This is a genomic window from Pedobacter sp. G11, from assembly GCF_003860265.1.
GTDB classification, from domain to species: Bacteria; Bacteroidota; Bacteroidia; order Sphingobacteriales; family Sphingobacteriaceae; genus Pedobacter; species Pedobacter agri.
On record NZ_CP034190.1, the window covers coordinates 3,077,471 to 3,102,485 of the forward strand.

The 25,015-nt window shown below is 38.0% G+C and carries 17 protein-coding genes and 1 tRNA gene; 13 read left to right on the top strand and 5 right to left on the bottom strand.

Annotated elements, in window-relative coordinates; all coding sequences use genetic code 11:
• Window positions 1-67: 67 nt before the first annotated feature.
• On the bottom strand, window positions 68-2,242 hold the full coding sequence (locus EA772_RS13435; RefSeq protein WP_116170056.1) for a glutamine synthetase III: 2,175 nt from the start codon (window positions 2,240-2,242) through the stop codon (window positions 68-70).
• A gap of 203 nt (window positions 2,243-2,445) precedes the next feature.
• On the opposite strand from EA772_RS13435, the gene EA772_RS13440 reads away from it, so the two are divergent.
• Window positions 2,446-3,285: an energy transducer TonB gene (locus EA772_RS13440; RefSeq protein WP_124913656.1), complete on the top strand. Its 840-nt coding sequence runs from the start codon at window positions 2,446-2,448 to the stop codon at window positions 3,283-3,285.
• 198 nt (window positions 3,286-3,483) lie between these two features.
• Here the strand turns inward: EA772_RS13440 and purL are convergent, their stop codons facing one another.
• Window positions 3,484-7,143: a phosphoribosylformylglycinamidine synthase gene (gene purL, locus EA772_RS13445; RefSeq protein ID WP_124913657.1), complete on the bottom strand. Its 3,660-nt coding sequence runs from the start codon at window positions 7,141-7,143 to the stop codon at window positions 3,484-3,486.
• A gap of 226 nt (window positions 7,144-7,369) precedes the next feature.
• Here purL and EA772_RS13450 point away from each other — a divergent pair, with 226 nt between their 5' ends.
• The 4 genes from EA772_RS13450 to fbp all read left to right on the top strand — a co-directional run bounded on the left by EA772_RS13450 (window position 7,370) and on the right by fbp (window position 10,219).
• Window positions 7,370-7,753, top strand: coding sequence for a VOC family protein (locus EA772_RS13450; RefSeq protein ID WP_124913658.1), 384 nt, complete (start codon window positions 7,370-7,372; stop codon window positions 7,751-7,753).
• Window position 7,754: 1 nt separating this feature from the next.
• Window positions 7,755-8,456: a tRNA1(Val) (adenine(37)-N6)-methyltransferase gene (locus EA772_RS13455; protein ID WP_124913659.1), complete on the top strand. Its 702-nt coding sequence runs from the start codon at window positions 7,755-7,757 to the stop codon at window positions 8,454-8,456.
• Window positions 8,457-8,628: 172 nt separating this feature from the next.
• Window positions 8,629-9,120 (top strand): metallophosphoesterase, encoded by a 492-nt coding sequence (locus tag EA772_RS13460; RefSeq protein ID WP_010602315.1) that lies wholly within the window; start codon window positions 8,629-8,631, stop codon window positions 9,118-9,120.
• Between the two features lie 19 nt (window positions 9,121-9,139).
• Window positions 9,140-10,219: a class 1 fructose-bisphosphatase gene (gene fbp, locus EA772_RS13465; protein WP_116170267.1), complete on the top strand. Its 1,080-nt coding sequence runs from the start codon at window positions 9,140-9,142 to the stop codon at window positions 10,217-10,219.
• Here the strand turns inward: fbp and rnhA are convergent.
• Together rnhA and EA772_RS13475 are read right to left on the bottom strand one after the other, a co-directional pair.
• Window positions 10,216-10,689, bottom strand: a complete 474-nt coding sequence (gene rnhA, locus EA772_RS13470; protein WP_010603557.1) for a ribonuclease HI — start codon at window positions 10,687-10,689, stop codon at window positions 10,216-10,218. The genes fbp and rnhA overlap by 4 nt on opposite strands.
• A gap of 104 nt (window positions 10,690-10,793) precedes the next feature.
• A complete protein-coding gene (locus EA772_RS13475; protein ID WP_124913660.1) occupies window positions 10,794-14,030 on the bottom strand; it encodes a S41 family peptidase in 3,237 nt (1,078 codons plus the stop codon).
• Window positions 14,031-14,253: 223 nt separating this feature from the next.
• Between EA772_RS13475 and EA772_RS13480 the strand changes: the two genes are divergently transcribed.
• The 4 genes from EA772_RS13480 to EA772_RS13495 all read left to right on the top strand — a co-directional run bounded on the left by EA772_RS13480 (window position 14,254) and on the right by EA772_RS13495 (window position 17,128).
• A tRNA-His gene (locus EA772_RS13480) sits at window positions 14,254-14,327 on the top strand.
• Between the two features lie 472 nt (window positions 14,328-14,799).
• Window positions 14,800-15,672 carry an AraC family transcriptional regulator gene (locus EA772_RS13485; protein WP_124913661.1) on the top strand — a complete coding sequence of 291 codons (873 nt, stop codon included), beginning with the start codon at window positions 14,800-14,802 and terminating at the stop codon, window positions 15,670-15,672.
• A gap of 120 nt (window positions 15,673-15,792) precedes the next feature.
• Window positions 15,793-16,482: an NAD(P)H-dependent oxidoreductase gene (locus tag EA772_RS13490; protein ID WP_124913662.1), complete on the top strand. Its 690-nt coding sequence runs from the start codon at window positions 15,793-15,795 to the stop codon at window positions 16,480-16,482.
• Window positions 16,483-16,519: 37 nt separating this feature from the next.
• Window positions 16,520-17,128 carry an NAD(P)H-dependent oxidoreductase gene (locus tag EA772_RS13495; protein WP_124913663.1) on the top strand — a complete coding sequence of 203 codons (609 nt, stop codon included), beginning with the start codon at window positions 16,520-16,522 and terminating at the stop codon, window positions 17,126-17,128.
• A gap of 260 nt (window positions 17,129-17,388) precedes the next feature.
• Here EA772_RS13495 and EA772_RS13500 read toward each other — a convergent pair whose 3' ends face one another.
• Window positions 17,389-17,679: an amidohydrolase family protein gene (locus tag EA772_RS13500; protein ID WP_124913664.1), complete on the bottom strand. Its 291-nt coding sequence runs from the start codon at window positions 17,677-17,679 to the stop codon at window positions 17,389-17,391.
• Window positions 17,680-17,759: 80 nt separating this feature from the next.
• Between EA772_RS13500 and EA772_RS13505 the strand changes: the two genes are divergently transcribed.
• From EA772_RS13505 to EA772_RS13520, 4 genes are all read left to right on the top strand, one after another.
• Window positions 17,760-21,530: a hypothetical protein gene (locus tag EA772_RS13505; protein ID WP_124913665.1), complete on the top strand. Its 3,771-nt coding sequence runs from the start codon at window positions 17,760-17,762 to the stop codon at window positions 21,528-21,530.
• A gap of 14 nt (window positions 21,531-21,544) precedes the next feature.
• A complete protein-coding gene (locus tag EA772_RS13510; protein WP_124913666.1) occupies window positions 21,545-22,921 on the top strand; it encodes a phosphatase PAP2 family protein in 1,377 nt (458 codons plus the stop codon).
• Window positions 22,922-23,179: 258 nt separating this feature from the next.
• Window positions 23,180-24,241, top strand: coding sequence for a PCMD domain-containing protein (locus tag EA772_RS13515; protein ID WP_124913667.1), 1,062 nt, complete (start codon window positions 23,180-23,182; stop codon window positions 24,239-24,241).
• 7 nt (window positions 24,242-24,248) lie between these two features.
• Window positions 24,249-24,992 (top strand): porin family protein, encoded by a 744-nt coding sequence (locus EA772_RS13520; protein ID WP_168187544.1) that lies wholly within the window; start codon window positions 24,249-24,251, stop codon window positions 24,990-24,992.
• The last annotated feature ends 23 nt before the right edge of the window (window positions 24,993-25,015 follow it).

Genomic DNA, 25,015 nt, shown 5'->3' on the forward strand with positions numbered 1-25,015 from the left:
CTGCCATAAAAAAAGGGTGTAAAGTCTAAACCTTACACCCTATACTTTAAACCTTAAGGTTCAAAGCTTATTTCATGAATAATAATTCTCTGAATTTTGGTAAAGGCCAAACGCTGTCGTCAACAATTTGCTCCAATTTATCAGCATGGTAACGAATTAAATCAAAGTAAGATTTAACTTTTTCGTCATAAGCAATTGCTTTCTCACGGGTATCTTCGATTTTGTTGGTTACTTTACGTTCTTCTAACATGGCATCGATATTCGTTTTTACAATATCTAAATGCTCAGAAAGTTTTTTAACGATATCAAGAGAAGATTTACTTTCTACACCAAGCTCTTTCAATCCCTTAACATTTGCGATTAAAGAGTTTTGATAAGCGATAGCCGCAGGTATAATTGCAGTGTTTGCCACTTCACCCATTACACGAGCTTCGATTTGTAATTTTTTGTAGAAGTTTTCTAGCATGATCTCATGACGGGCATGGATTTCACGTTTGCTGTAAATGCCTGTAGTTTCAAATAAACTAGCCGATTTTTCAGTTAAGTATGCATCTAAAGCTTTAGGCGTAGTTTTGATGTTTGATAAACCACGTGCTGCTGCTTCATCTTCCCACTCCTGGCTGTAACCATTACCTTCAAAACGAATCGATTTAGATTCTTTGATGTATTTTTTGATTACCGTTAATAATGCGATATCTTTTTTATCACCTTTCTTGATTAATTTATCAACTTCAGCTTTAAATTTAACCAATTGCTCCGCCATGATCGCGTTTAAGATCGTCATTGGTGCTGAAGAGTTAGCTGAAGAACCAACTGCTCTTAACTCAAATTTATTACCTGTAAATGCGAAAGGAGAAGTACGGTTACGGTCTGTGTTATCCAACAAAATTTGTGGAATTTTAGGAATACCTAACCAAAGTGCATTATCTTCTTTAATTTTTTTGCTGATACGTGAATGCTCGATCTCATCTAAAACATCATTTAATTGCGAACCCAGGAAGATAGAGATGATTGCTGGTGGCGCTTCGTTAGCACCTAAACGGTGATCGTTGCTCACAGATGCAATACTTGCACGTAATAAATCTGCATGCTCACTAACGGCTTTAATCGTGTTTACGAAGAAAGTTAAGAACATCAAATTGTTTTTTGGCGTTTTACCCGGAGCCAATAAGTTTTTACCAGTATCAGTAATTAACGACCAGTTGTTGTGTTTACCCGATCCGTTAATACCAGCATAAGGTTTCTCATGCAATAAAACGCGGAAGTGGTGGCGACGAGCAACTTTTTCCATTAAATCCATCAACAATTGATTGTGATCGATAGCTAAGTTGATCTCTTCGTAAATTGGTGCACACTCAAATTGAGATGGTGCAACCTCATTATGACGGGTTTTTAAAGGAATACCTAATTTTAAAGCTTCGTTTTCAAAATCAACCATGTAAGTGAATACACGCTCAGGAATTGATCCGAAATAGTGATCTTCAAGCTGTTGGCCTTTAGCAGACATGTGTCCGAATAAAGCACGACCAGTTAATAGTAAATCCGGACGAGCATTGAATAATGACTCATCAACTAAAAAATATTCTTGCTCGATACCCAATGAAGCGTTTACTTTCGTAATGCTTTTATCGAAATACTGACAAACATCAACGGCAGCTTTATCTAGCGAAGCCAATGCTTTTAATAAAGGTGCTTTATAATCTAATGCTTCTCCTGTATAGGAAACGAATACAGTTGGAATACAAAGTGTTTTACCAGCTTTGCTTTCCATAATGAAGGCTGGAGATGATGGATCCCAAGCGGTGTAACCACGAGCTTCGAAAGTATTACGGATACCTCCGTTAGGGAAACTTGATGCATCTGGCTCTTGTTGAACTAATGCGCTACCAGCAAATTTCTCGATAGCACCATCGCCACTTGGCTCAAAAAATGAATCATGCTTTTCAGCAGTTGTACCTGTTAACGGCTGGAACCAGTGAGTGTAGTGTGTTGCGCCAGCGCTCATTGCCCATGCTTTCATAGCGGTTGCAATTTGGTTGGCATCATCAGAATTGATTAATTCACCTTGGTTAATAGATGAGATCAATTTTTCGTACACGTCCTTAGATAAGAAATCTCTCATTTTTTTCTTATCAAATACATTAGCGCCAAAAAAATCAGAAATTTTTGAAGATGGTGATTTAACTTCTGGTGAAATTCTGTTTTGAGCCTCTTTTAATGCGATGGTTCTTAAGCTTTTCATTAATTTGTTATGTTTTTTGTCAAAAATAGTATATTTTATTAATTTTTATAAAACAATCGTAAGATTTCTATCAATTTTATTGAAAATGAAATAAAAAAATGTTTTTTAAATGAAATTTTTCACTTTTCGTAACGAAAAGAGATTTTTTGCTTCTTTTATGGAATTCTGGTTTTTGATACATCATGCTATAAAAATTAATAGCTATGTTCAATTCATCAATCAATGTGTACAAAACCGAGTGGCTCGATCTTGTATTTGCAGACCGCAACAAAACCTATGGCGCTTACGAATTAAGGTCAAAATCTTCCAGCATCATGACCAAAGCCTTACTGGTTTCCGTAAGCTTGTTTTTATTGCTTGCCTTTGCTCCGCTAGTGTATAGTAAAATGTTTCCTACGGTTATCGAAAAAGTTTCTCCACCCACAGTTGTCGATTTAACTGATGTGATTCACGAAATGAAGAAACCTGAACCAGAGAAAAAAGTTGAGCCTGCAAAAGCAGAACCGGTAAAAGTAAAAACAGTTAAAATGACCTCAAATATTGTTGTGGTAGATAAACCTGAAATTAAAGATCCGCCAACAATAAAGGAAATTCAGAACGCTGTGGTGAGCAATGTGACGCAAGATGGTGAAATTAAACCTGATCTGGTTTTGACTGTTCCTGCAACTAGTGGCAATGGCAACGGTGTGGCTAAAGAAGGTGAGGGCGGAGGAGATTCAAATGCCATTGTGGGTATTGAGGGCGTGGATGAATATCCTGAATTTGCAGGTGGCATGAAAGCTTTCACTAAATATATGGAGCGTAACTTACGTTATCCGTCTCATGCGCAAGAGGAAGGTGTTACAGGTAAGGTATTCGTGAGTTTTGTAGTCGAAAAAGATGGTTCCATTACGGATGTGAAAGTATTAAGAGGAATTGGTTACGGATGTGATGAAGAAGCAATGAAAGTAATTAAGAAATCTCCGTTCTGGAAACCAGGAAAAAATAAGGGAATTCCAGTTCGCGTGAGATACAATATGCCAATTAATTTTAACCTGATGTAATTTGGCTAGTGATTAAATAAGGTTTGGTTTGTTTGTTGGGATCGAATTGTGAATGCGATAGTGAACATCCGAACGATTGATTAGTGAGGTTGGGTTGTAAATGAAAAGGCTTGAGTTTACTCAAGCCTTTGTTATTTGTTATATGTTATATGGTCAATAAATAATGTGATTTGGTTCATTATTCATCTTATATTCCTGTTATTTCGATTCAATCCATTTTCTAGCATTCACGAAGGCTTCCATCCAAGGAGAAACCTCATCTTTTCTGCCTGCAGGATAATTTGCCCAATGCCATTGAAACAATGAACGTTCAATGTGCGGCATCATTACTAAGTGGCGGCCGGTTTCATCACACATCATCGCGGTGTTGTAATCTGAACCATTCGGACTGGCTGGATATGTTTCGTAAGCATATTTCGCTACAATTTTGTATTGATCCTCTGCATATGGTAATGAGAATCTACCTTCTCCATGAGATACCCAAACACCCAATGTGCTGCCTGCAAGGGTAGATAACATAACTGAATTGTTCTCCTGAAGCGTTAATGAAGTAAATATACTTTCGTGTTTCCCGCTTCTGTTGTGCAACATTTTAGGCTTATTCTCATGATTTTTGTTAATCAAGCCAAGCTCCACGAACAACTGACAGCCATTACAAATGCCTACAGATAATGTATCAGGACGGGCAAAGAATTTCTCTAAAGCCACTCTTGCTTTTTCATTGTATAAAAATGCACCTGCCCAACCTTTTGCCGATCCTAAAACATCAGAGTTAGAGAAACCACCTACAGCACCGATGAATTGGATGTCTTCTAATGTTTCTCTACCAGTGATAAGATCCGTCATGTGCACATCTTTCACGTCGAAGCCTGCCAAATACATGGCATTAGCCAATTCACGCTCCGAGTTACTTCCTTTTTCACGAATAATTGCCGCTTTCGGGCGAGGTTTAGCGGAATCGATAACAGGTTTTTTTCCATCAAATTGCAATGGGAAACTATAATTTAAAACGTGATTTTTATAATTATCATAACGTTCTTTTGCTAAACCATTTCCAGTTTGCTTGCTATCCAACAGATAAGAAGTTTTGAACCAAACATCACGTAGATGATTAATATCGAAACTAAGATGATCAGCTACATTCTTTACTTCCAGTGTAGCTGATGAAGTGACTTCACCAATTTTATGGAAAGCTACACCTGCTTGATTGAAGGCTTGTTCCACCGATGCACCAGCCTGGAAAACAAGTGCGATATTCTCTGCAAATAATAGCTTAATGATATCCTGCTCATTTAATGAAGATAAATCGATTGATGCACCTAAGTCGCGATCAGCAAAACACATTTCCAATAAGGTTGTAATTAAACCACCACTTCCGACATCGTGTCCGGCTTGTATTTTATCTTCCTTAATTAGCTGTTGAATTGTATTAAATGCTTTTGAGAATTGATCAGCATTTTTAACATCAGGCGTTTCGGTGCCGATTTTATTTAGAATCTGCGCAAAGGATGAACCCCCTAACTTATAATTATCGTTAGAAAGGTTGATGTAATAAATCGAACCACCATCTTTTTGAAGAACTGGTTCCACTACTTTTGTGATATCATCACAGTTCGCACCAGCAGAAATAATCACGGTTCCCGGAGCAATTACATCTCCATCTTTATATTTCTGTTTCATCGATAATGAATCTTTTCCGGTTGGAATGTTGATTCCTAAATCGATGGCAAACTCCGAGCAAGCTTTAACTGCAGCGTATAAACGGGCATCTTCACCTTCATTTTTACAAGCCCACATCCAGTTGGCAGAAAGCGAAACGCTTTTCAATCCGTCTTTTAACGGTGCCCAAACAATATTTGATAATGATTCTGCAATTGCAACGCGACTACCGGCAGCTGGATCAATTAGCGCCGATAATGGAGCATGACCAACCGAAGTAGCAATTCCTTCTTTACCTTGAAAATCTAGTGCCATAACACCGCAATTGTTTAAAGGCAATTGTAATGGTCCGGCGGTTTGTTGTTTTGCCACACGGCCACCTACACAACGGTCAACCTTATTAGTTAACCAATCTTTTGATGCTACTGCCTCTAATTGTAAAACCTGTTCTAAATATGTATTTAAATCAGCTTTGCTGTATGAAACTTCTTCATATTTGCGATCGATCGTTTGATCTTCCATCACAATTTTCGGAGAACTGCCAAACATGTCTTTCAATTCCAGATCCATTGGTTTAATACCAGAAGTTTCAGATTTGAAAGTGAACCGATGGTCGCCGGTTACCTTACCTACGGTATACATCGGCGAGCGTTCGCGATCAGCAATTTTTTGTAAGGTTTCAATATGTTCGTTGCCGATAACCAATCCCATTCTTTCCTGAGATTCATTACCAATAATTTCTTTAGCGGACAGGGTAGGATCGCCCACAGGTAACTTATCAAGATTGATTAAACCACCAGTTTCTTCTACCAACTCTGATAGACAGTTTAAGTGGCCGCCTGCACCGTGATCGTGGATAGAGATAATTGAGTTATGATCACTTTCTACCATGCCACGAACTGCATTAGCAGCACGTTTTTGCATTTCAGGGTTGGAGCGTTGAATGGCGTTCAATTCAATGCCAGATCCGTGTTGACCAGTATCAGCAGATGAAACTGCTGCACCACCCATTCCAATTCTGTAATTTTCACCGCCCAGGATGACGATATTATCACCCTCCTGTGGTTTTAATTTTTGTGCCTGACTCGCTTTGCCATAACCAATACCTCCAGCAAGCATGATTACTTTATCAAAACCCAACTTACGAGAATCTTCTTCATGTTCGAAAGTTAACACCGAACCCGTAATCAATGGCTGTCCAAATTTATTTCCAAAATCTGTAGCACCGTTTGATGCTTTGATCAGGATGTCCATTGGTGTCTGATAAAGCCATGCTCTTTCTTCAACGCCTTTTTCCCACTCACGGCCTTCTTCTAAACGAGAAAGGGCAGTCATGTAAACCGCCGTTCCGGCCAAAGGTAAAGAACCTTGTCCGCCTGCCAACCGATCTCTGATTTCGCCACCAGAACCTGTTGCTGCACCGTTAAAAGGTTCAACAGTAGTTGGAAAATTATGGGTTTCTGCTTTCAAAGAAATTACCGAATCGAAATCGCTTGTGGTATAATAATCAGGAACATCAGCACGTTTTGGTGCGAATTGCTGCACTTTCGGACCCTTGATGAATGCTACATTATCTTTATAAGCAGAAACAATATCGTTAGGGTTTTCTTCTGATGTTTTACGAATTAATTTAAAAAGAGAAGTCGGCTGTTCCACGCCATCGATAACAAATTTTCCGTTAAAGATTTTATGGCGGCAATGTTCAGAGTTAACCTGAGAAAAACCAAAAACTTCTGAATCTGTTAAAGGTCTTTCTAAGTTTTTTGCCAAAGTGTTTAAATACTCAACTTCCTCATCACTTAAAGATAAACCTTCTTGTTTATCATAAGCAGCAATATCGGTGATTTCTAAAATAGGCTCAGGTTTGATGTCTATTGTGTAAACTTCCTGATCAAGTTTGCTATATTTTTGTGAAAGCATGGGATCATAATCAGCAAAATCTTCAGCAACTGCTTTAAATTCTTCAATCCTGATGATTCCCTGCATGTCCATATTTTGGGTTATCTCAACAGCATTGGTGCTCCAGGGCGTAATCATCGCCGCTCTTGGTCCAACGAAAAAGCCTGTTAAAGCTGTTTCTTGCGAGATTTTGGCACCGCCAAATAACCATTCAAGTTTAGTAATATCATCTTGGGATAGCGTCTTGCCTGTTTGGAGTACAAAAATCGCCTGCGATTGACTAAGGAAGAAATGAATCATGCTTTTTTTTTGAAAGTGCAAAAATAGGTTTTTTAAATTTAATGAGGGAAGGAATGACGGATTGAATAATAGAATTTTCAACGACTGAATGTAAAATAATGGACTTTAAGAAAATTCCAGTTAACGCATCGTGTTTGCTGCTTTTCTCGGCTGTTCATTAAAATTCAATCATTTTCTGCAACTTTGCTACATTCTGTTATTCAATCAATCAAATCCAATCTTTTACATGTTCAACCGGATTCACCACGTCGCTATTATTTGTTCAGATTATGAGAAATCGAAAGATTTTTACGTTAATAAATTAGGTTTTACGGTTTTAGGTGAATTTTACCGGGCAGAACGAAAATCTTATAAGCTGGATCTTGCTGTAAATGGAACTTATCAGATTGAACTTTTCTCCTTCGAAAATCCACCAGCTCGGCCATCCAGGCCGGAGGCGCAAGGCTTGCGTCATTTAGCATTTGAAGTAAATGATATCGAGGAAGAAATTAATCGGTTAAATCATCAGGGAATTGTAACAGAGCCTATTCGGGTAGATGAATTTACAGGGAAAAAATTTACTTTTTTTGCTGATCCGGATGGTTTGCCATTAGAATTATACGAGGTGTAGCATGAGTGTTTTTAAATTCAAGCAATTTGAAGTTGACCAGTCGGGATGTGCTATGAAAATAAATACCGATGGAGTTTTAATAGGGGCGATGGCAAAGCATAGCGCACCAAAAAATATACTGGACATTGGAACCGGCACCGGTGTAATTGCTTTAATGTTGGCACAAAGATATCCGGAAGCAAAAGTTCATGCTATCGAAATTGATCAACTTGCTGCGGCAGCGGCCAACAAAAATTTTGAAAATTCAATTTTCAGTGAGCGCTTAAGTGTTGATCATATTTCAATATCAGATTTTCATTCTTCGCAGCAGTTTGATCTTATTGTAAGCAATCCTCCGTTTTTTGTAAATGATCTTAAAAATAAAGAGGAGCGAAAAGGAATAGCCCGGCATGCGGATGAAAATTTTTTTGAGCTTCTTGTTCAGCAATCGAATACGTTATTGAGTGAAAAAGGTATTTTGTATCTGATTCTTCCATTGAAACAGGCACTCGAGGTGATTGGTGAAGCTGTCAAATATCAATTGTTACTTGCCCATCGGATCAATATCCATTCTGACGAAAACAAAACGGCATTCAGACAAATTATTGGTCTCTCTAAGGCGGGGGTGACATTAGTAGAAACTAGCTTTTGTATCTATGAATCGCAGGCTAAACATACGCCAGGATATAAGGAAATATTGAGCGATTTTTTCTTAGCTTTTTAAGGTTTAGGATGATAATATCCTACAATATAAAAACTGGAATTATTTGTGTTTTTTTAAACGCATAAGAGCGATGGAAGTGTTTATTAAAAAAATCATACTGACAACCTCAAATTAAAAATGACCTAGAATTTTAGGTTAAAGTGTGCAATAACTTTACATATTACTTTACATAATGAAAAAAATAGGTTTAATTTCAGATACGCATGGATACCTGGATGAAGCGGTATTTAAACATTTCGATCAGGTAGATGAAATTTGGCATGCCGGCGATTTTGGTGCTGATGTTGCAGCGCCATTGGCGGCCTTTAAACCTTTGCGTGGTGTGTTCGGAAATATTGATGACGCCACCATCAGGGCAGATTTTCCTGAACAAAATCGTTTTAGATGTGAAGATGTAGCGGTATGGATGACGCATATTGGTGGTTACCCTGGTCGCTATGCTCCTGCTGTAAAGCCAGAAATTTACACTAACCCTCCGAAATTATTTATCACCGGACATTCGCATATTTTAAAAGTAATGTTCGATGAAAAGATAAAATGTTTGCATATAAACCCCGGTGCTGCGGGAAAACATGGCTGGCACAAAGTGAGAACCTTAATCCGTTTTTGTATAACTGACGAAAATATTCATACCTTAGAAGTAATTGAGTTATCAGGTAGATAGCGTAAAAATTACACTAAGTATGAGTTTAGGAGTAACTACATTAGGACAATTTATTATAGAAAAACAAGCGGATTTTCCTTACGCTAAAGGAGAACTATCCAGGTTGCTACGTGACATCGCAATTGCGGCTAAAATTGTAAACAGAGAAATTAACAAAGCCGGCTTAGTAGATATGTTGGGCCATGTTGGTACGACTAACATTCAAGGCGAAAAGCAAAAAAAACTGGATGTATATGCAGATCAGCAGTTTTTAGCTGCCCTTACCAGTGGAGGTGAGTGTTGCATTATCGCCAGTGAAGAAGAGGAAGAAATTATCCATATTGATTCTCCTGTTTCTAAAGACGCTAAATACATTGTATGTATCGATCCTATGGATGGTTCATCCAATACAGATGTGAATGTTGCTGTTGGTACAGTATTTTCAATTTATCGAAGAAAAAGTTTTGAAGGCAGGGCAACTATAAGTGACGTTTTGCAGAAAGGCACTGAACAGGTGGCTGCCGGTTATATTATTTATGGCTCTTCAACCATGTTGGTTTATACTACAGGCAAGTGTGTGAATGGCTTTACCTTAGATCCATCAATTGGTGAATTTTGTCTGTCTCATCCCAACATGAGGATTCCCGAAACCGGCATAACCTATTCTATAAATGAAGGAAATTATGTTCATTTCCCTGAAGGTGTGAAAAAATATATTAAATATTGCCAGGTAGAAGATGAAGCCACTAACAGGCCTTATACTTCACGTTATATTGGTTCAATGGTTGGAGATATACACAGAAGTTTAATTAACGGCGGAATTTATATTTATCCAACTACATCACGTTCGCCGGAAGGTAAGTTGAGGTTGCTTTATGAATGTAATCCGATGGCATTTATTATTGAACAGGCTGGGGGCAAAGCCTCAACCGGTTTCGAACGCATTTTGGATATTCAGCCTACCGAAGTACATCAACGTGTTCCGGTATTTATCGGTTCGAAGAAAATGGTAGAAAAGGCTGAAGAAATGATGCTATTATACACTGCAAAATCTATTTCTGTTGAAGAAAAAGTAGAGTCGAAACTTGAAGATTTAGGCGTAATTGGTGGAATAGATTAAAGCAGGCTTGCCCTATTTCTTTCCGCCTCGAAAAAAGTATCTATTGCTAAATTCTGTTTGTCTTGCGAGGCGAAAACCGCTAATCTGTCACAACGCTCATTCTCAGGATGATCGTTGTGACCTTTGATCCAGATAAACTTCACCTTGTGGAGTTTGTATAATTCCAGAAACCTCAACCAAAGGTCTTTATTTTTTTTATCCTTGAAATTTTTGGTTACCCAACCGAACACCCATTTCTTTTCCACTGCATCCACCACATATTTTGAATCAGAATAAACGGTTACTTGCTGATTTAAACTCTTTAAGGCTTCCAGTCCTTTTATAACGGCAAGTAGTTCCATTCGATTATTGGTGGTCATTCTAAAACCTCCACTCAATTCTTTATAGTGTTGCCCTGCCCTCAAAATTGTTCCATATCCACCCGGACCCGGGTTTCCGCTAGCTGCTCCGTCTGTGTAAATTTCGATCATAATCTTCAGCAAAGCTAAGTTTTCAGTCTGAAATTAAAAGCATATGACCAGAAGAATGAAAAAAAATCCCTGAAGAGGAAGAAGCTCTTCAGGGATAGATTTTGTTATTTTGCAATTTTAAGAAGTTCACTAATTGCTACCTCTAACTGCTGATCTTTGCCTTTGTCGATCACGCCTGGCATATTTTTAACCTGAATGTCGGGTTTCGTTTCATGATTTTCCAACCATTCACCCGCCTTGTTTTTAGCACTGATGGGTACTGAACCCCAGCGGGTACCATCAGGAAGTGCTTCCCAACCGGCAAAACTACAGGTGCCTGGTACGGGCATGCCTACCGTTTTTCCAATTCCCAAATCGGTATATCCACATGAGAAACAATGGCCATCGCTGTAGTTGGCTTCATTAAACATCGCTAGTGTAGGTTTTGTCCACCTAAAAGTTGGTTCGTACCCTACGGAGCGTTGTGCAGTTGCGTAATCTAAAAACTTTTGACCGGTAAAAAACATGGCCAGGTCGGAAACCAGATCGCCGCCACCATTAAATCTGGTATCAACGATAACTGCTTTACGATCTGCAAACTTGCCCATCATTTCTTCATATACATTCCGGTAGGGTCCATCGCTCATGCCGGGGATGTGTACATAGCCCAACTGGCCCTTACTTAAACTATCTACCTCATGCTGATTAATTTTGACCCACCGTTTGTAAAGCAATTGGTTTTCCATCATTAAACTGATGGGCTTAATTGTGATTTGTTGGGTTTGCTTAGTTTTAGGGTCAAGCATTTCCAGTAATGTAAACTGGTCAGCTTTTCTATTCAGGTATTTTGCCACATCCTGATTAGCCTCTATTAACTGACCATCTATTTTTTCGATAATCATCCCGGGTTTAACATTGAATTTCGTCCGGTCGAGTGGCCCGCCTGAGATTACCTCATCAATCAAAATGCCATTGCCTTTGTTTTTATAATTTGCTAACACACCTAAAGATGCTGTCGCATCAGCATTTGTGATGGTTCTGGTGTATCTTGCTCCCGAATGTGAAACATTAAGCTCTCCTAGTAATTCAGAAAGCATTTCTGCAAATTCATAACTGTTTCCAATATGTGGTAAGTATTTTTGATAGGCAGGTTTCAGGGCATCCCAATCAGCTCCATGCATCGTAGGTGTGTAAAACATACCTTTATTACGGAGCCAGACGTGTTCAAACATATAGTTTCTTTCTGCTTCTGCATTCACCTCAACTTCACCATCAATATTAATCTGTTCGCGTTTGTTGTTCTCAGGATTAATTTTTGAGATTCGCCCGCCGCTCAATAAATAAAGATTTTTCTGTGCTTTGTCCCATGACAAATTGCCACCCATTCCATCCAGTGGTATCTCCATTTTGGTTTCTTTGGTGCGCAGATTAGTGCTCCATAGGTTACTTCCTTTTTCGAAGCTGGCTAAATAATACAGTTTTTCACCATCTTTAGAAAGTACGGCATCGCTTAAAGCGGATGAATGGATGGTTAATCTCGCTTTGCGATTATCGATACCATCCCAGTCAAAAACTACCGTTGAATCTACTTTCACAGGTTTCGCCTTCGGATCTTTAACGGCTTTCTTGGCTGCTTCCTCTTTGGCTTTCTTTTCAGTGGTTTCGATGTCTTTAAGTAAGGCAAAATCATCTTTACTGAGGTTAAATCGTTCCCAACTATCTTTGGTTAAGAATAAGCCGTAAACATCTCGTTGCGAGGAACCGCTGTTGGCATGAGCTTTCATACCGTCGCGGTTACTGAACCAAATTAATTGTTTGCCATCATTTACCCATTTTGCATTACCATCGCCATAGCCACTTTTCGTTAGGTTTTTCATGGGTTGTTTTCCTGCTGCATCAAGCAATACCACTTCACCGTTTGACATGGTTGGCCTGTATGTTGCCGAAATCCATTTGCTATCCGGGCTCCAGGTGAAATATTGATCGCCATCCTGCATATAATATAGTTGATCTGGTGTAAGCAGGGTAACAGTTTGCTTATTGCCCAACTCCATCACTTTCAATGATCTTCGGTTTTCAATGTAAGCGATTTTTTTTCCATCCGGAGAAATACTAGGCATATAATTATCATTGCTGTTGCTTACCAGAGGTTTTTCTTCCAATAGCGTAGCAGCAAAAAAATAAGGCTCTTCTTTACGAGATTTTCTGGTTTCGTAGATGCGCCATTTACCCTGTCGTTCGCTTGCATAAACCACTGATTTTCCATCAGGCGCAAATTCTACAAAGCGTTCCTGCTCAGGTGTATTGGTAATCCTTTTGGTCATTTTTCCATCTACCGAAGTAATGAAAACTTCTCCACGTGCAATAAAAGCTACTTCCTTACCATCAGGAGAAACAGACATTTCTCTAACGCCGCCGTTTATGGTAATAAAGGCATCATTATTCATTTTCTCCTGTGTATTAATGGTAATGTTTATTTTCTGAGGTGTGGAACCAGGCTTTAGTGTGTAAATTTCTCCGTCGTAACCAAAAGATAGAAGACCATTATTGGCGATACTTAAAAACCGCACTGGAAATTTTTTGAATTTAGTGACTTGTTCACTTTTTGAACTTCCTTTTAGCGGCATTTTATGAACGTTAAACGATCCGCTTTCTTCACTCAGGTAAAAAATGTTTTGTTCATTATCAGCAAATACCGGGTTTCTGTTTTCTCCATAAAAAGTACTGATTTGGGTATGCTTATTAGTTTTTTGATCAAATACCCAAATCGCACGGGTAACTGATGAGGTATGATGTTTACGCCACTCGTTCTCACCACCTTTTTTATCGTGATAAATCATTTTAGAACCATCTTTGCTGCTTTGAACATATTCAGCAGGAATGGTAAAAATTTGATCAACACGTCCGCCATCTACCGGTACACTGTAAAGTTCTGGTTGAGATGCAGTTGGGAATTGACGATGATTCACTTCATCTTGCCTTACACCACCGAATAACACAGATTTATTGTCGTAGCTAAAACTGAAAGGATATTCATCTGCAGAGTGATAGGTGAGTCGTTTTGCGACACCACCATTTGCAGCCATCACAAATACATCGAAGTTTCCATACCGATCGGATGCAAATGCGATTTGTTTTCCATCTTTACTCCATTGCGGCATAAAATCATGTGCTTCATGAAAGGTAAGCTGCTGGGCAGTACCGCCACTACTGGCTACACGGTACAAATCGCCCTTGTAAGTAAAAGCTATTGTATTTCCGTCAGGAGATAGGGTAGGGTAACGCATCCATTGAGGATTGCTTTGCGCATGCAGCAATGTTGAAAATAAAAGACACCATGAAAGTGTAAAAGTTTTTTTCATAAAGAATGATTGGTTGGTTTGTTTAGCGATAGAAATCAAGGATAAAAATACTTTTAAATGTTGGAAATTTAAGTAACAATAATGTCGGCTGAAATAATAACGGATATCGTTTTTCAATTAAATTGGCTGTGATATAATTGGTTATGTTTTTTGCGACGAATAAATGGAAAAAATATTTGCAAGAAATATTAAAAGTCGTACTTTTGTGACACTAAAAAATACGGTGGCTGTAGCTCAGTTGGTTAGAGTATTGGTTTGTGGTGCCGAGGGTCGTGGGTTCGAGCCCCATCAGCCACCCCCAGTGGGACAAAGACATTTTCGAATGGTTTTGTCCCATTTTTTTTTGTCGGTAACATCTGCTATTCAGTGCAGCATACTCTTGTATTATGATTTTTGGTGTTCGACATCGGTATCCACAGTATTCCATTTTTCGGGAGAAAGTGTACTATCAAATATCTTTCTGCTTTCAATCCTGGAATTTGATATAATAAATCCAGTTTCGTTAATATCGCTAGGTTTTCAGTATTGAGCTCTGCCAGTTTGGATTCAGTATGGCGATTTTTCCATTGCGCTATGATAGGCATCAGATATAGTTTCAGCTAAAATTTCCTCATAACCATCCCTGGATAAGAATTAATACTTCAAGGGTAAAATCTCCGTAGGCAGCGCAATTTTGAAACTGCTGTTTTATGATAAACCCTGAACATAATTAGTGATGCCGGATAAATTAGGTGTTGCATTCGATATTGTTATATTAATATCTTTACAAATGGAAACTTTTAAAAACTTCGTATCCTATAACGAATACCTTGGTTTACAAAAACCTTTGGATAACGATATTGATGTAGGCTACTACGATCCACCTAACATGCGGTTAAAGTCGGAAGCTATTGCTGTCGATTTTTACAGAATTTCCATCAAGATTAATCTTAAAAATAGAAATACACCCGAGAAAAAACCAATTACAGCCATATTTTTCAATAGTCCGGAGATGGTTGTTAATGAAGGTTGGGATGTGGAGCCAACTTATGAAGGGATGTACTTACAACTTTCCAAGAAAATCATCGAAGAAAATAGGTTTTTATTTAAAAGCTACCTGGATTACGGGCAACATGAAGCACTTTATTTAACCAATGAAGAAGTGCAGGAAATTAATGATGTTTTTAAATTGATGATGAAATATTACAAAAGCGAAACAAGAAATTCTGCAGTTCTTTTGTCTTATGTGAATGTTTTAGTTTCATTAGTAGAAGCCTTTTATAAACGACAATTCTCAACTGACCCGAAGCAATATAATTACATTGTAAGCGATTTTCAGCAAAGCCTTGTTGATTATTATGCTCAACCTGTAAACCAACTTCCAAGTGTCCAATATTTTGCAGATAAACTAGGTCTCACAGCAAATTACTTGGGTGATATTATTAAACACTTCACCCAAAAATCGGCACTTGAGAATATTCATGACTTTGTAATTAAGAGAGCTAAAGCGTTATTGGTTGAAAATCAAAAACTAAATACGGCCGAAGTTGCTTATGAATTAGGCTTTGAATACCCCAATTACTTTTCAAAATTCTTCAAAAAAATGGTTGGCTCCACACCCAAAGAATATCGAACGAAACTGGATGCTCACCTTCAAAATTAAATTACAACGCCTCTAAAAGGCGTTTTTTGTTTATCAGTAATTTGTTTCTTTTTTTCTGGTAATCTGTTTCTGTGTGTTTTTTCTGCTGCAGTTAATTTTGCATGATAATAGAACATACAAATGAAATATAAAATCTTTCCGACACTAATAATCTTGCTTTTAGTGTTCTCAGTAAAAATTAATGCCCAAACCACATTAATAGAAGTCCGTAAGAAAAAGACTGTATTGCTCATTAATGCTCACTTAACCTATCCTGGCTTATCTGAAGGAAAACTCAATAACGCGTTCCATGAAAGAGCCAAAGAGTTTTTTCTTTCACAAAATTTTAACGTGCTGGAAACGAAAATTGAAGATAGTTATCGTGTGGATGAAGAAGTTGAAAAACACATGAAAGCAGACATTGTGGTGTTGCAAACCCCTGTGAATTGGGAAAACACCCCATGGATTTATAAAAAATATGTAGATGAAGTTTTTACAAGCGCAATGAAGAGTCAAAAATTTCTTAATGGTGATGGGCGGTCAGAAACCAATCCATCTAAAGAATATGGAACAGGTGGAAAAATGCAAGGGAAACTATTTTTACTTTCTGCAACTTGGAACGCACCGGAAGAAAGTTTTAACAATGCAAAACAACCACTTTGGAAAGGTAAGAGTGCCGATGATGCGCTATTTAACATTGGCGCTAATTATTCATTTATAGGTTATACTGTACTTCCAGGATACTTTTGCTACGATGTTTTCCATAACACACATATTAAAGAAGATTTAGAAAACTATCCTAAATACTTAAAAAAGGTATTCGGTCTTTAAACAAAATAAATAATCAGAACATTAAATAAGAATTACAATGACTTCAGCAAAAAAAGTACTATTAATCAATACGCATTTAACTTATCCTAACTGGTCAGAAGGGTTACTAAATGATTCATTTAACCAGAAAGCTAAAGATTTTTTTATAGAGAAAGGGTTCGAAGTGTTAGAAACCAAAGTGGAAAATGGTTATGATGCAAATGAAGAAGTAGAAAAACATATTGAAGCAGATATTATCATTTTGCAAACTCCAATAAATTGGTTTGGTGCACCTTGGATTTATAAGAAGTATGTGGATGAGGTTTTCAATAGCGGCTTGCAAAGTGCAAAATTTCTCTCTGGTGATGGCAGAACAAGAGAAGACCTTACGAAACAATACGGAACAGGTGGAAAAATGGAAGGTAAAAAGTTTATGGTTTGCGCAACATGGAATGCACCTAAAGCTAGTTTCGGTGACCCTTCGCAAACTTTGTTCGAAGGAAGAAATACAGCGGATGTTTTAATCCAGATAACAAGTAATTATCGTTTCTGTGGAGTAGAAATTGTGCAAGACTATAATTGCTTCGATATTTTTAAAGACGGTGATATCGCAGGCGACTTGAAAAATTACCCTAACCACTTACAAGAAGCTTTTGGTATTGATTAATCACTGATAATGACGACGAAATCATTTCCATCAACAAAATAAGTCCCAACTCTGTTGATCAGATTACGCAACAATTAAGAATGTTAGCTAAAAATAATATTTTACTGGAAATCAGTCGAGACCAGCAAAAGAAAAAAATCGAGTTAAGGAAGTTTGTAAATTAATCTTAAAAGTTTATTGTAATAAATCTAGCTTCAAACCGTAGTAAATTTTAGCATGTTCATACATCTTAAAAGGGATCCTGATCAGGATCCCTTTTGTTATTTTTCAGCTTTAAAAACCTCCTTACCGCCAACCACGGTGCTTAAAATTTTTACCGATTGAATTTGAACCGGATTTAGTTTAGTAATGTCTTTTTCCAAGATCACATAATCTGCCAATTTTCCTTTTTTCAATGATCCTTTTATGTTGTCTTCGAACGTTGAGTAGGCCGCATCAATCGTGTAGGCTTTTAATGCTTCTTCTGTCGTGACTTTTTGTTCAGGAATCCAGCCATTTGGATTTTTATCATCTAGTGTTCGGCGGGTAACCGCTGCATAAACAATGCCCATGATACTCCTTTAAAGCATATCTAATTATTTGACATCTTTCTTACTATTGGTTATATTTATCTCTAAATCAGCCTATTCAAATGAAGCTCTCGCCAAAACAGAAGAAATGGGGGAAACGAATTTTAATATTCCTCTGCATCAGGATTATTTTGGGTTTGGTTTTTTTTTATATCGTAGATTATCGGTTCAAAGACCTCATTCGTTTTGCCGTAAAAGATAAATCCAATCATGCTTATGATTTTGATTCAGGTGAGATCGAGGTATCTTTGTTCAAAAAAAATCTGACCATAAAAAATGCAGTACTTTATGCGGTTGATACGCTTCATACTAGGGGTCATTATCAGGTACGACTGAAGGAGGTTTATTTTGCGATGAACTCCTGGAAAGAACTGATTTTTCATCAGCGGCTGATTGTAGATAGTGTGACAATTAATTCTCCTTTAATCTTTTATCATCAGCATGAGTATCACCCCATCAGAAGAAAACATCCCCATGTTGGAGATATTAACTTACTGCTGCATCGTCTGTTGAGACATTTAAGAGTGAAATCTTTACAGATCAGCAATGCCGCTTACGCCTTTAAAAGCAAGCTGCATCCTGAAAGATTGACTATTGATAACATCAATTTTTCGCTAAGGAACTTTTCTAATCTAAGTGCCAGGGAAAATCTTTTCAATGCTGATGATTTTGATTTGCAAATTGGAAAACAACAAATTAACCTACCGGATAGAGTTCACTCCATGTCCTTTTCATATTTGAGGTTTTCAGGGAGAAAAAAGTATTTGCAGCTCGATTCCTTTTACTTTGTTGCCAGGACTGCTTCAGGAAATACAGCAACCAGCATTGCCTCAGAGAAGCTCAAACTTAAGTCTGATGAAATAGCAGATATTTTTAAAAAAGACGAGCTGAACATAGATACCCTCGAATTTTTTAAACCCATTATCGATTTAAAAGGAACTACTGGACGATATCAGCCTCCAGGAGAATCCAGAATGAGGCATCTGTTCAAGCAAATCCATTTTAAGTTTATTAATGTAGAGCAAGGTATATTTGCAAGACAGGCTGGTTTTGCAACTGGTGCCAGATATGGTAGTGATCATGTGGATTTACAGATTTATGACCTAAAGTTTAAACCGGGCAGGCGAAATGCGCTACAAATTCAGCGTATAAAACTTGATGCAGATAGATTAAATTTCAAATCTAAAGATGGTAAAACGCAATTGAGTGTTGATGAAATGGCGTTCGATCAGAATGCTGTTATTTTTACTAATGCTAACTATGGACAAGTAAATCCGAAGGTGCACAGTGGTCTGAGTTTTGAAACGCCTTTATTGATGCTGAAAAGTGTAAGTTTTGCTGCACTATTAGAGAAAAGAGTTATGGCTGAACAGGCAGATTTGGTTAGACCTATTATTAAAATAAGCTCATTAGCCAAACCTGATCAAGCTGTCGGAAATAAAGCAGATTTCAGAAACGTTTTTAAAATGTTTCATGTAGTTAAAAGTCTTTTTGGCGTCAAACGTTTTAATATTAAAAATGGAACGCTGATGATTCGCTCAAAAAAAAAGAATGCAGTCGCATTAACTGTAGATCAACTAAATGCAAACATTTTGGCTGAGAGAATGCTAAATAGTGATACTACGCTGGAAATTAAGCATGCGATTCCAATGTTGAGTTTTAGGCGGATGAAAGTTAGCTCACCCAAACTTAAATTAAATCTTTTTGACTATATTTTCTATGGAAAAGTCAGACACAACAGGGCCAAATCCATTGACATTAAAATTTCAGATGGAACGTTCATAAAGGCAAAACATTTGTATTGGGAATGGCTTGATTGGGATCTTTATCAGCGTGATAAAATGATATTTATTGATTCCATGAAAATCGGACAACTCAATGTTGCCGTGAAAAGGAATCCAGTACCTAAAACAGTCAATAAATCTTTTCCGAAGGTTCATCTTGGCCGACTTGATATTAAACAGCTTTATTTTGATTTAAATAGCCCAGGTTTGCAGGCAAAATTTATGGGAAAGGCATTTTTTGCCAGAGAAATCAATTCCAGTTTAGCTGAGTTGCAATGGCTTGAGGTAGGTGGCGAGTTGGAGCAGTTGCACCTCTATCATAAAAAAATGAGTCTAATGGCATCAAAACTTAATCTTCACACTAACGGGAATAATCGTGTAGAACAACTTTTATTGCGCTCCGGAAATGATATCTTAAAAGTACCTGAGCTTGATTTCAAAGCTGGATTATCTTCAACAAATCTAAAAAAATCATCTTTAGATTATCTTAAGTTCAATAGTCCGGAAATCTATATTTCAAATAAAAGAGCAACAGTCGACAAGCCTTTTACTTCAATCGTGGTACCAACTGGTTTAGAAGTGAAGGAAATTACAGTGAGAAATGGAAGAGTATTCAATCAAATATCTACTGATTCTATTTTGCAGAATCCAATCAGCAGATTTGATTTTGTCATTCATCAACTTCGCGGATACGAAAATAGTCGAAAGCTACTTTCTGCCAGGTCGTTTACTTTAAACTTGAAATCATTAGATTTTGCAAATCAGCTGTTTACAATATCAGCACCCGTTTCATTGACGATCAAGGAGGTTGAGCTCGCCAGGCTAGATAGTGTTTTTAGTTTTTCAGGTAGCGTGATTGGACAGGCAGAAAATCTTGCACTTAGTTATCGAAAGGGGAATAATTCTTTAAATCTTCGAAATATGTCCATGTCTATTACTGATCCGGCTTTCAATATAAACATAGGCAGAAAGCTGAACTGGCAGCAGTTTATTAATAAGCTAACCATTAAAAACGGGGGTATTAACATTCAGAATGCTGATTCAAGAATTACCGTTCAAAATTTATCCTGGTTTCCAGAAAAAAGCTTTTTAAATGCAAAAGGTATTAACTATAGATCGCTATTGTCACTTGAAGAATTTAGAACCAAAAATCCCTGGCAAACAGATTATCTTGAGGCCGCTGCAGGTAGATTAACTGCTGAAGGCATGCATTTTTCTGCAACAACTTGTGGTAATGAAATTAATGTTTCATCAATAATCCTTGATAGCTTAACGCTTAATTCCAGCCGGGATAAGCGGATGAAGGAGCGACCCTTTATGGAAAAACCAATGCCTTCCAAACTGGTTGCTAATCTCAAAATTCCGGTTTCTATCCACGAAATCAAAGTAACAAATGGCCAGGTCAATATCAGCGAAACATCGCTCGCTACCGGCAGGGAAGGGGTGATTATCCTAAACAATATCAATGCAGATATTACCAATCTTAATAACCAACAAGCTTCGGCTGATAGCCTGAAACTAAACGGCCATGCTAGTCTTTTTGGAAAAACAAGTGTCAAGATAAATTACCGCGAATCTTATCAGGATTCGCTTTCAACTTTCAAAATAAGGCTTAGCCTTTCACCGATGAATTTGAGGGAAATAAATCAGGTAAGCATCCCACTTGCCGCTTTAGAAATTAACAAGGGTGATACCGATGGGATTAATGCAGAATGGGAAGGAAATAAGTATTTCGCAAGGGGAGAAATCTTCCTTCCTTACAAAAACCTGAGCATTAGCGTGTTGGATAAGCGAAATTTAAATCACAAAAGTTTGCTGATTTTAGCAGAAAGCGATTTTTTAAATATGATGCTACGTAAGAAAAATTTCAAACCATCATTCATGTTATTTGAAAGAAACCGGAATAAATTTGTTTTTAATTACTGGATTAAGACACTTCTAACAGGTTTTGCTTCTAGTGTTGGAATAAAGTCTGAACGGAAGCTTAAGAAACACGAAGAAGTTCTCCGCTCCAAATACAAGTCTTCACCCACAATTTCGATTCGTTAATTCACTTTTGTTCTATGAAAATCGCTTACATCCTAATTCTCTTCACTTTGATGAATCTGTGTATAACCTTTAAACCGAAGGCTCAGCAGATCGAGGTTTTAGACAGTACCATCATCAAGAATACATTCTGGAATTCAAAAGCCCTTCGAATTTCAACCATACCGGTAATATTGATTGCCGCTGGCGGGGGAACGTGGGGAATAAGAAAATATGTAAGGGCTTTCAGGAATCGTTATCTTCCAACTTTTCGATACCACTATGACGATTATCTTCAATATGCTCCTGTGGCGGCTGTGCTTGGGTTAAATGCTGCCGGAGTAAAGGGTAAGCACAAAATGGGGCGAGCACTTGTTTCTTATGCATTTTCTGCTGCGATAATGGCCTCTGTAGTTAATACTGTAAAATATACCGCAAGAGTAGAAAGACCCGATGGAAGTACACGAAATTCATTTCCCTCGGGGCATACGGCGAATTCTTTTATGAATGCCACTTTTCTCCATAAGGAATACGGACAGTTCCAATCTCCGCTTTACAGCATTGGCGCATTTACCGCTGCAACTGCTACGGCGGTAGGACGCGAACTCAACAACCGGCACTGGATTTCGGATGTTCTTGCAGGCGCCGGCATAGGTATACTGTCTACAGAATTAGGCTATGTGGTTGCTGATAAAATTTTTAAAGACCATGGTGAGCATATTAAATTGCGTCACAATCCCATTCCTGTAACTTTGCATCCGAGTTTTTTGGAACTGAGGCTGGCTTACGCTAAAGGATTAAGTAGAGACCTTACAGAAAAGACAGAAGATTTATTTGCTAAAAGCGGATTCAATTTTGGACTGGAAGGAGCCTATTTTTTTAGTAGATATATCGGGCTGGGCGGAGAATTCGCTTTTTCCAGTTTTCCTATGAATGATGATAATCTATCGTTTAACGATTCTGGTGTGGCATTGGTCAGTGATGGACACTATACGCAGCCGATGGGTATACGGTATATACATGCAGGTCCATACTTCAGTTTTCCTTTATCTCAAAACTGGTTTATTACCGGAAAGCTGGGGGCTGGGACTGCATCAGGTGCAAAAGGGGAAATCATTTTGAGAATAAAAGAAAACTATCAGGAACTTTTCCGTACAAATGAACTCCCGTATTACCGTTACAAGCCTCAAAGTGCCTTTAGCTGGTCAGCGGGCTTTGGAGTACAAAAGCAAATTAAGCGAAATATCGGTATAAAAGCTTTTGTTAGCTATTTTAATTCAGATAACGATTTTTCGATGGACATCATTGACCAAATTAATCCGGATGGAACTTATGCGTTCAAGAACGTAGGCTCAGAAAAAGTAAGATTTGACAACATCACATTGGGTTTGGGTTTAACTGCATTTCTATGGTAAATGGGCATGAATCGTTTTGCAAACTTAACAGTCAGATCGCAGTTGATCGGTTTGTATTTCTGAAAATAATTGCGATGCAGGATTAAAAAGTAAATATCCTTGTGCACCGATTTGTTAAATAATCTTTTGCTATTAATAGATGTATGTTTAAAAGCTAAGACTTAAAATTTTTGTGTATCAGTGAATTAATGAAAAATTGAGTTTTTATTCCTCTAAGTAATTTATAACTTTAAATACCTATTAAATCATCTTTAAAATATGCGAGTCTTTTTATCTGTTTTTATCATCATATTATTTTTGGGTTCCTGTATTAAAGATGCCCCGAAGAATCCCGAAGCTGATATTGTCTCATTCGATCTGGATCCAAAAGAACTTACAGGGAACACTTTTATAGACCAGGCTAACAGAAAAATTTTGCTGTTTTTAACAAAGGAAGCCTTTGACAAAGGTGTAACGCCTACCATTACGGTGTCGAATCATGCGACTGTTAGTCCGGCATCAGGAGCGAAAATAAATTTTTCTGCTTCCGGACAAATAATTTATACGGTTACTGCCGAAAGATCGGAGAACAAGAAGACCTATACTGTGCAGGTGATCAATGTAGGTGATTGGAGTTTTGAATTCGAAAAATGGGGACAAAATAGCGACGATAAATGGGAATATCCTTTAGAAGATAACAATACCGCCATATGGAGTTCTGGTAATGAAGGAGTTGCAATTTCAGGTGTGGCAAAGGATCCCCTGGCTTACCCTACCAGATCAACCAATGATGGTTATCAAGGAAGTCGTGCCGCGGAAATGGTAACCATAAAAGGAACTTCACTTTCAGCATTTGTAGGAATATATCTTTATGCCGGTTCTTTATTTATCGGTAATTTTGATCCCTCATCGGTATTGATTCAGCCTCTTGCTGCCACACAATTTGGGGAACCATATGTCGGCCTGCCTGATCGTTTTACAGGATATTATAAGTACAGTCCGGGCGCCAGCTTTCAGGACGAAAATCAGAACATTGTTCAGGGAAAGACGGATGAGTGTTCTATATATGCCGTTTTGTTTGAGGGTACTGAACGCCTTGATGGTACCAATATATTAACTTCAGACCGTGTTGTTGCCCGGGCTGTCTTAAGTGACGGTTCACGGAAATCAGATTTTACAAAGTTTGAAATTCCTTTTGTTTATAAACAAGGCTGGACAGCGCAACCAGGAAGCAAATTGATGATGACCATCGTCGCTTCATCAAGTAAAGAAGGCGACCGGTACCGTGGCGCATTGGGCAGCAGGCTTGTAGTAGATAATTTAGCGGTCATCCCGAAATAATATGAATATGCGTAGATTCTTAATTGTATTGATGATCTTCTTCCGAGCGAACCTGGCTTTCGCACAGGAAACGACCAAAGTGAAGTTTAGTAGATTGGAGCACATTTTTTTTATCGGATACAATATTGGCGGCCTGGCGCCAGTGTCTTTCCCGGAAAACATCAGAGCAATAGATAGCTACTCTCCGGGTTTTTCCCCAGCCGTTGGTTATGAGGTGATCTTTAAGCTGAATAAACACTGGGGAATTGGTACTGGTCTGCGTATGGACGGGAAGGGAATGAGTGTTAAGGATAGTGTCCAGTATTTTCATACACAGGTTTCCGTGGATGACGCCTCCGTGGAGGGGGACTTCAGTGGAACCAATACAACAAATGTTAAAAACCTATATGTTTCGCTTCCACTCTATGCTGTTTATCTGACCAATAACCATTGGAAAATCAAGCTGGGATTTTATGCTGCCAGGTTAATCAGACCTTCATTTTCAGGAAGTGTTTCCGATGGATATTTAAGAAAAGGTGATTCGCTCGGAGAAAAAATCACAATTACAAGTGCTACTTTCAATTTTGATGAAAAACAACGCAAAACTGACATCGGGATCTTTGCAGGTGGTGAGAAACTGGTGTATAAAAATTTTTCGGTCAAGGCAGATTTGCAGTGGGGATTGAGACCGGTGTTTCCTGATTCCTTTAACGGTATCTCCTTTAATATGTATAATATATTTGCAACACTAGGCATATCCTACCGGTTATAAGTTAAAGCTTATTATTTATATCA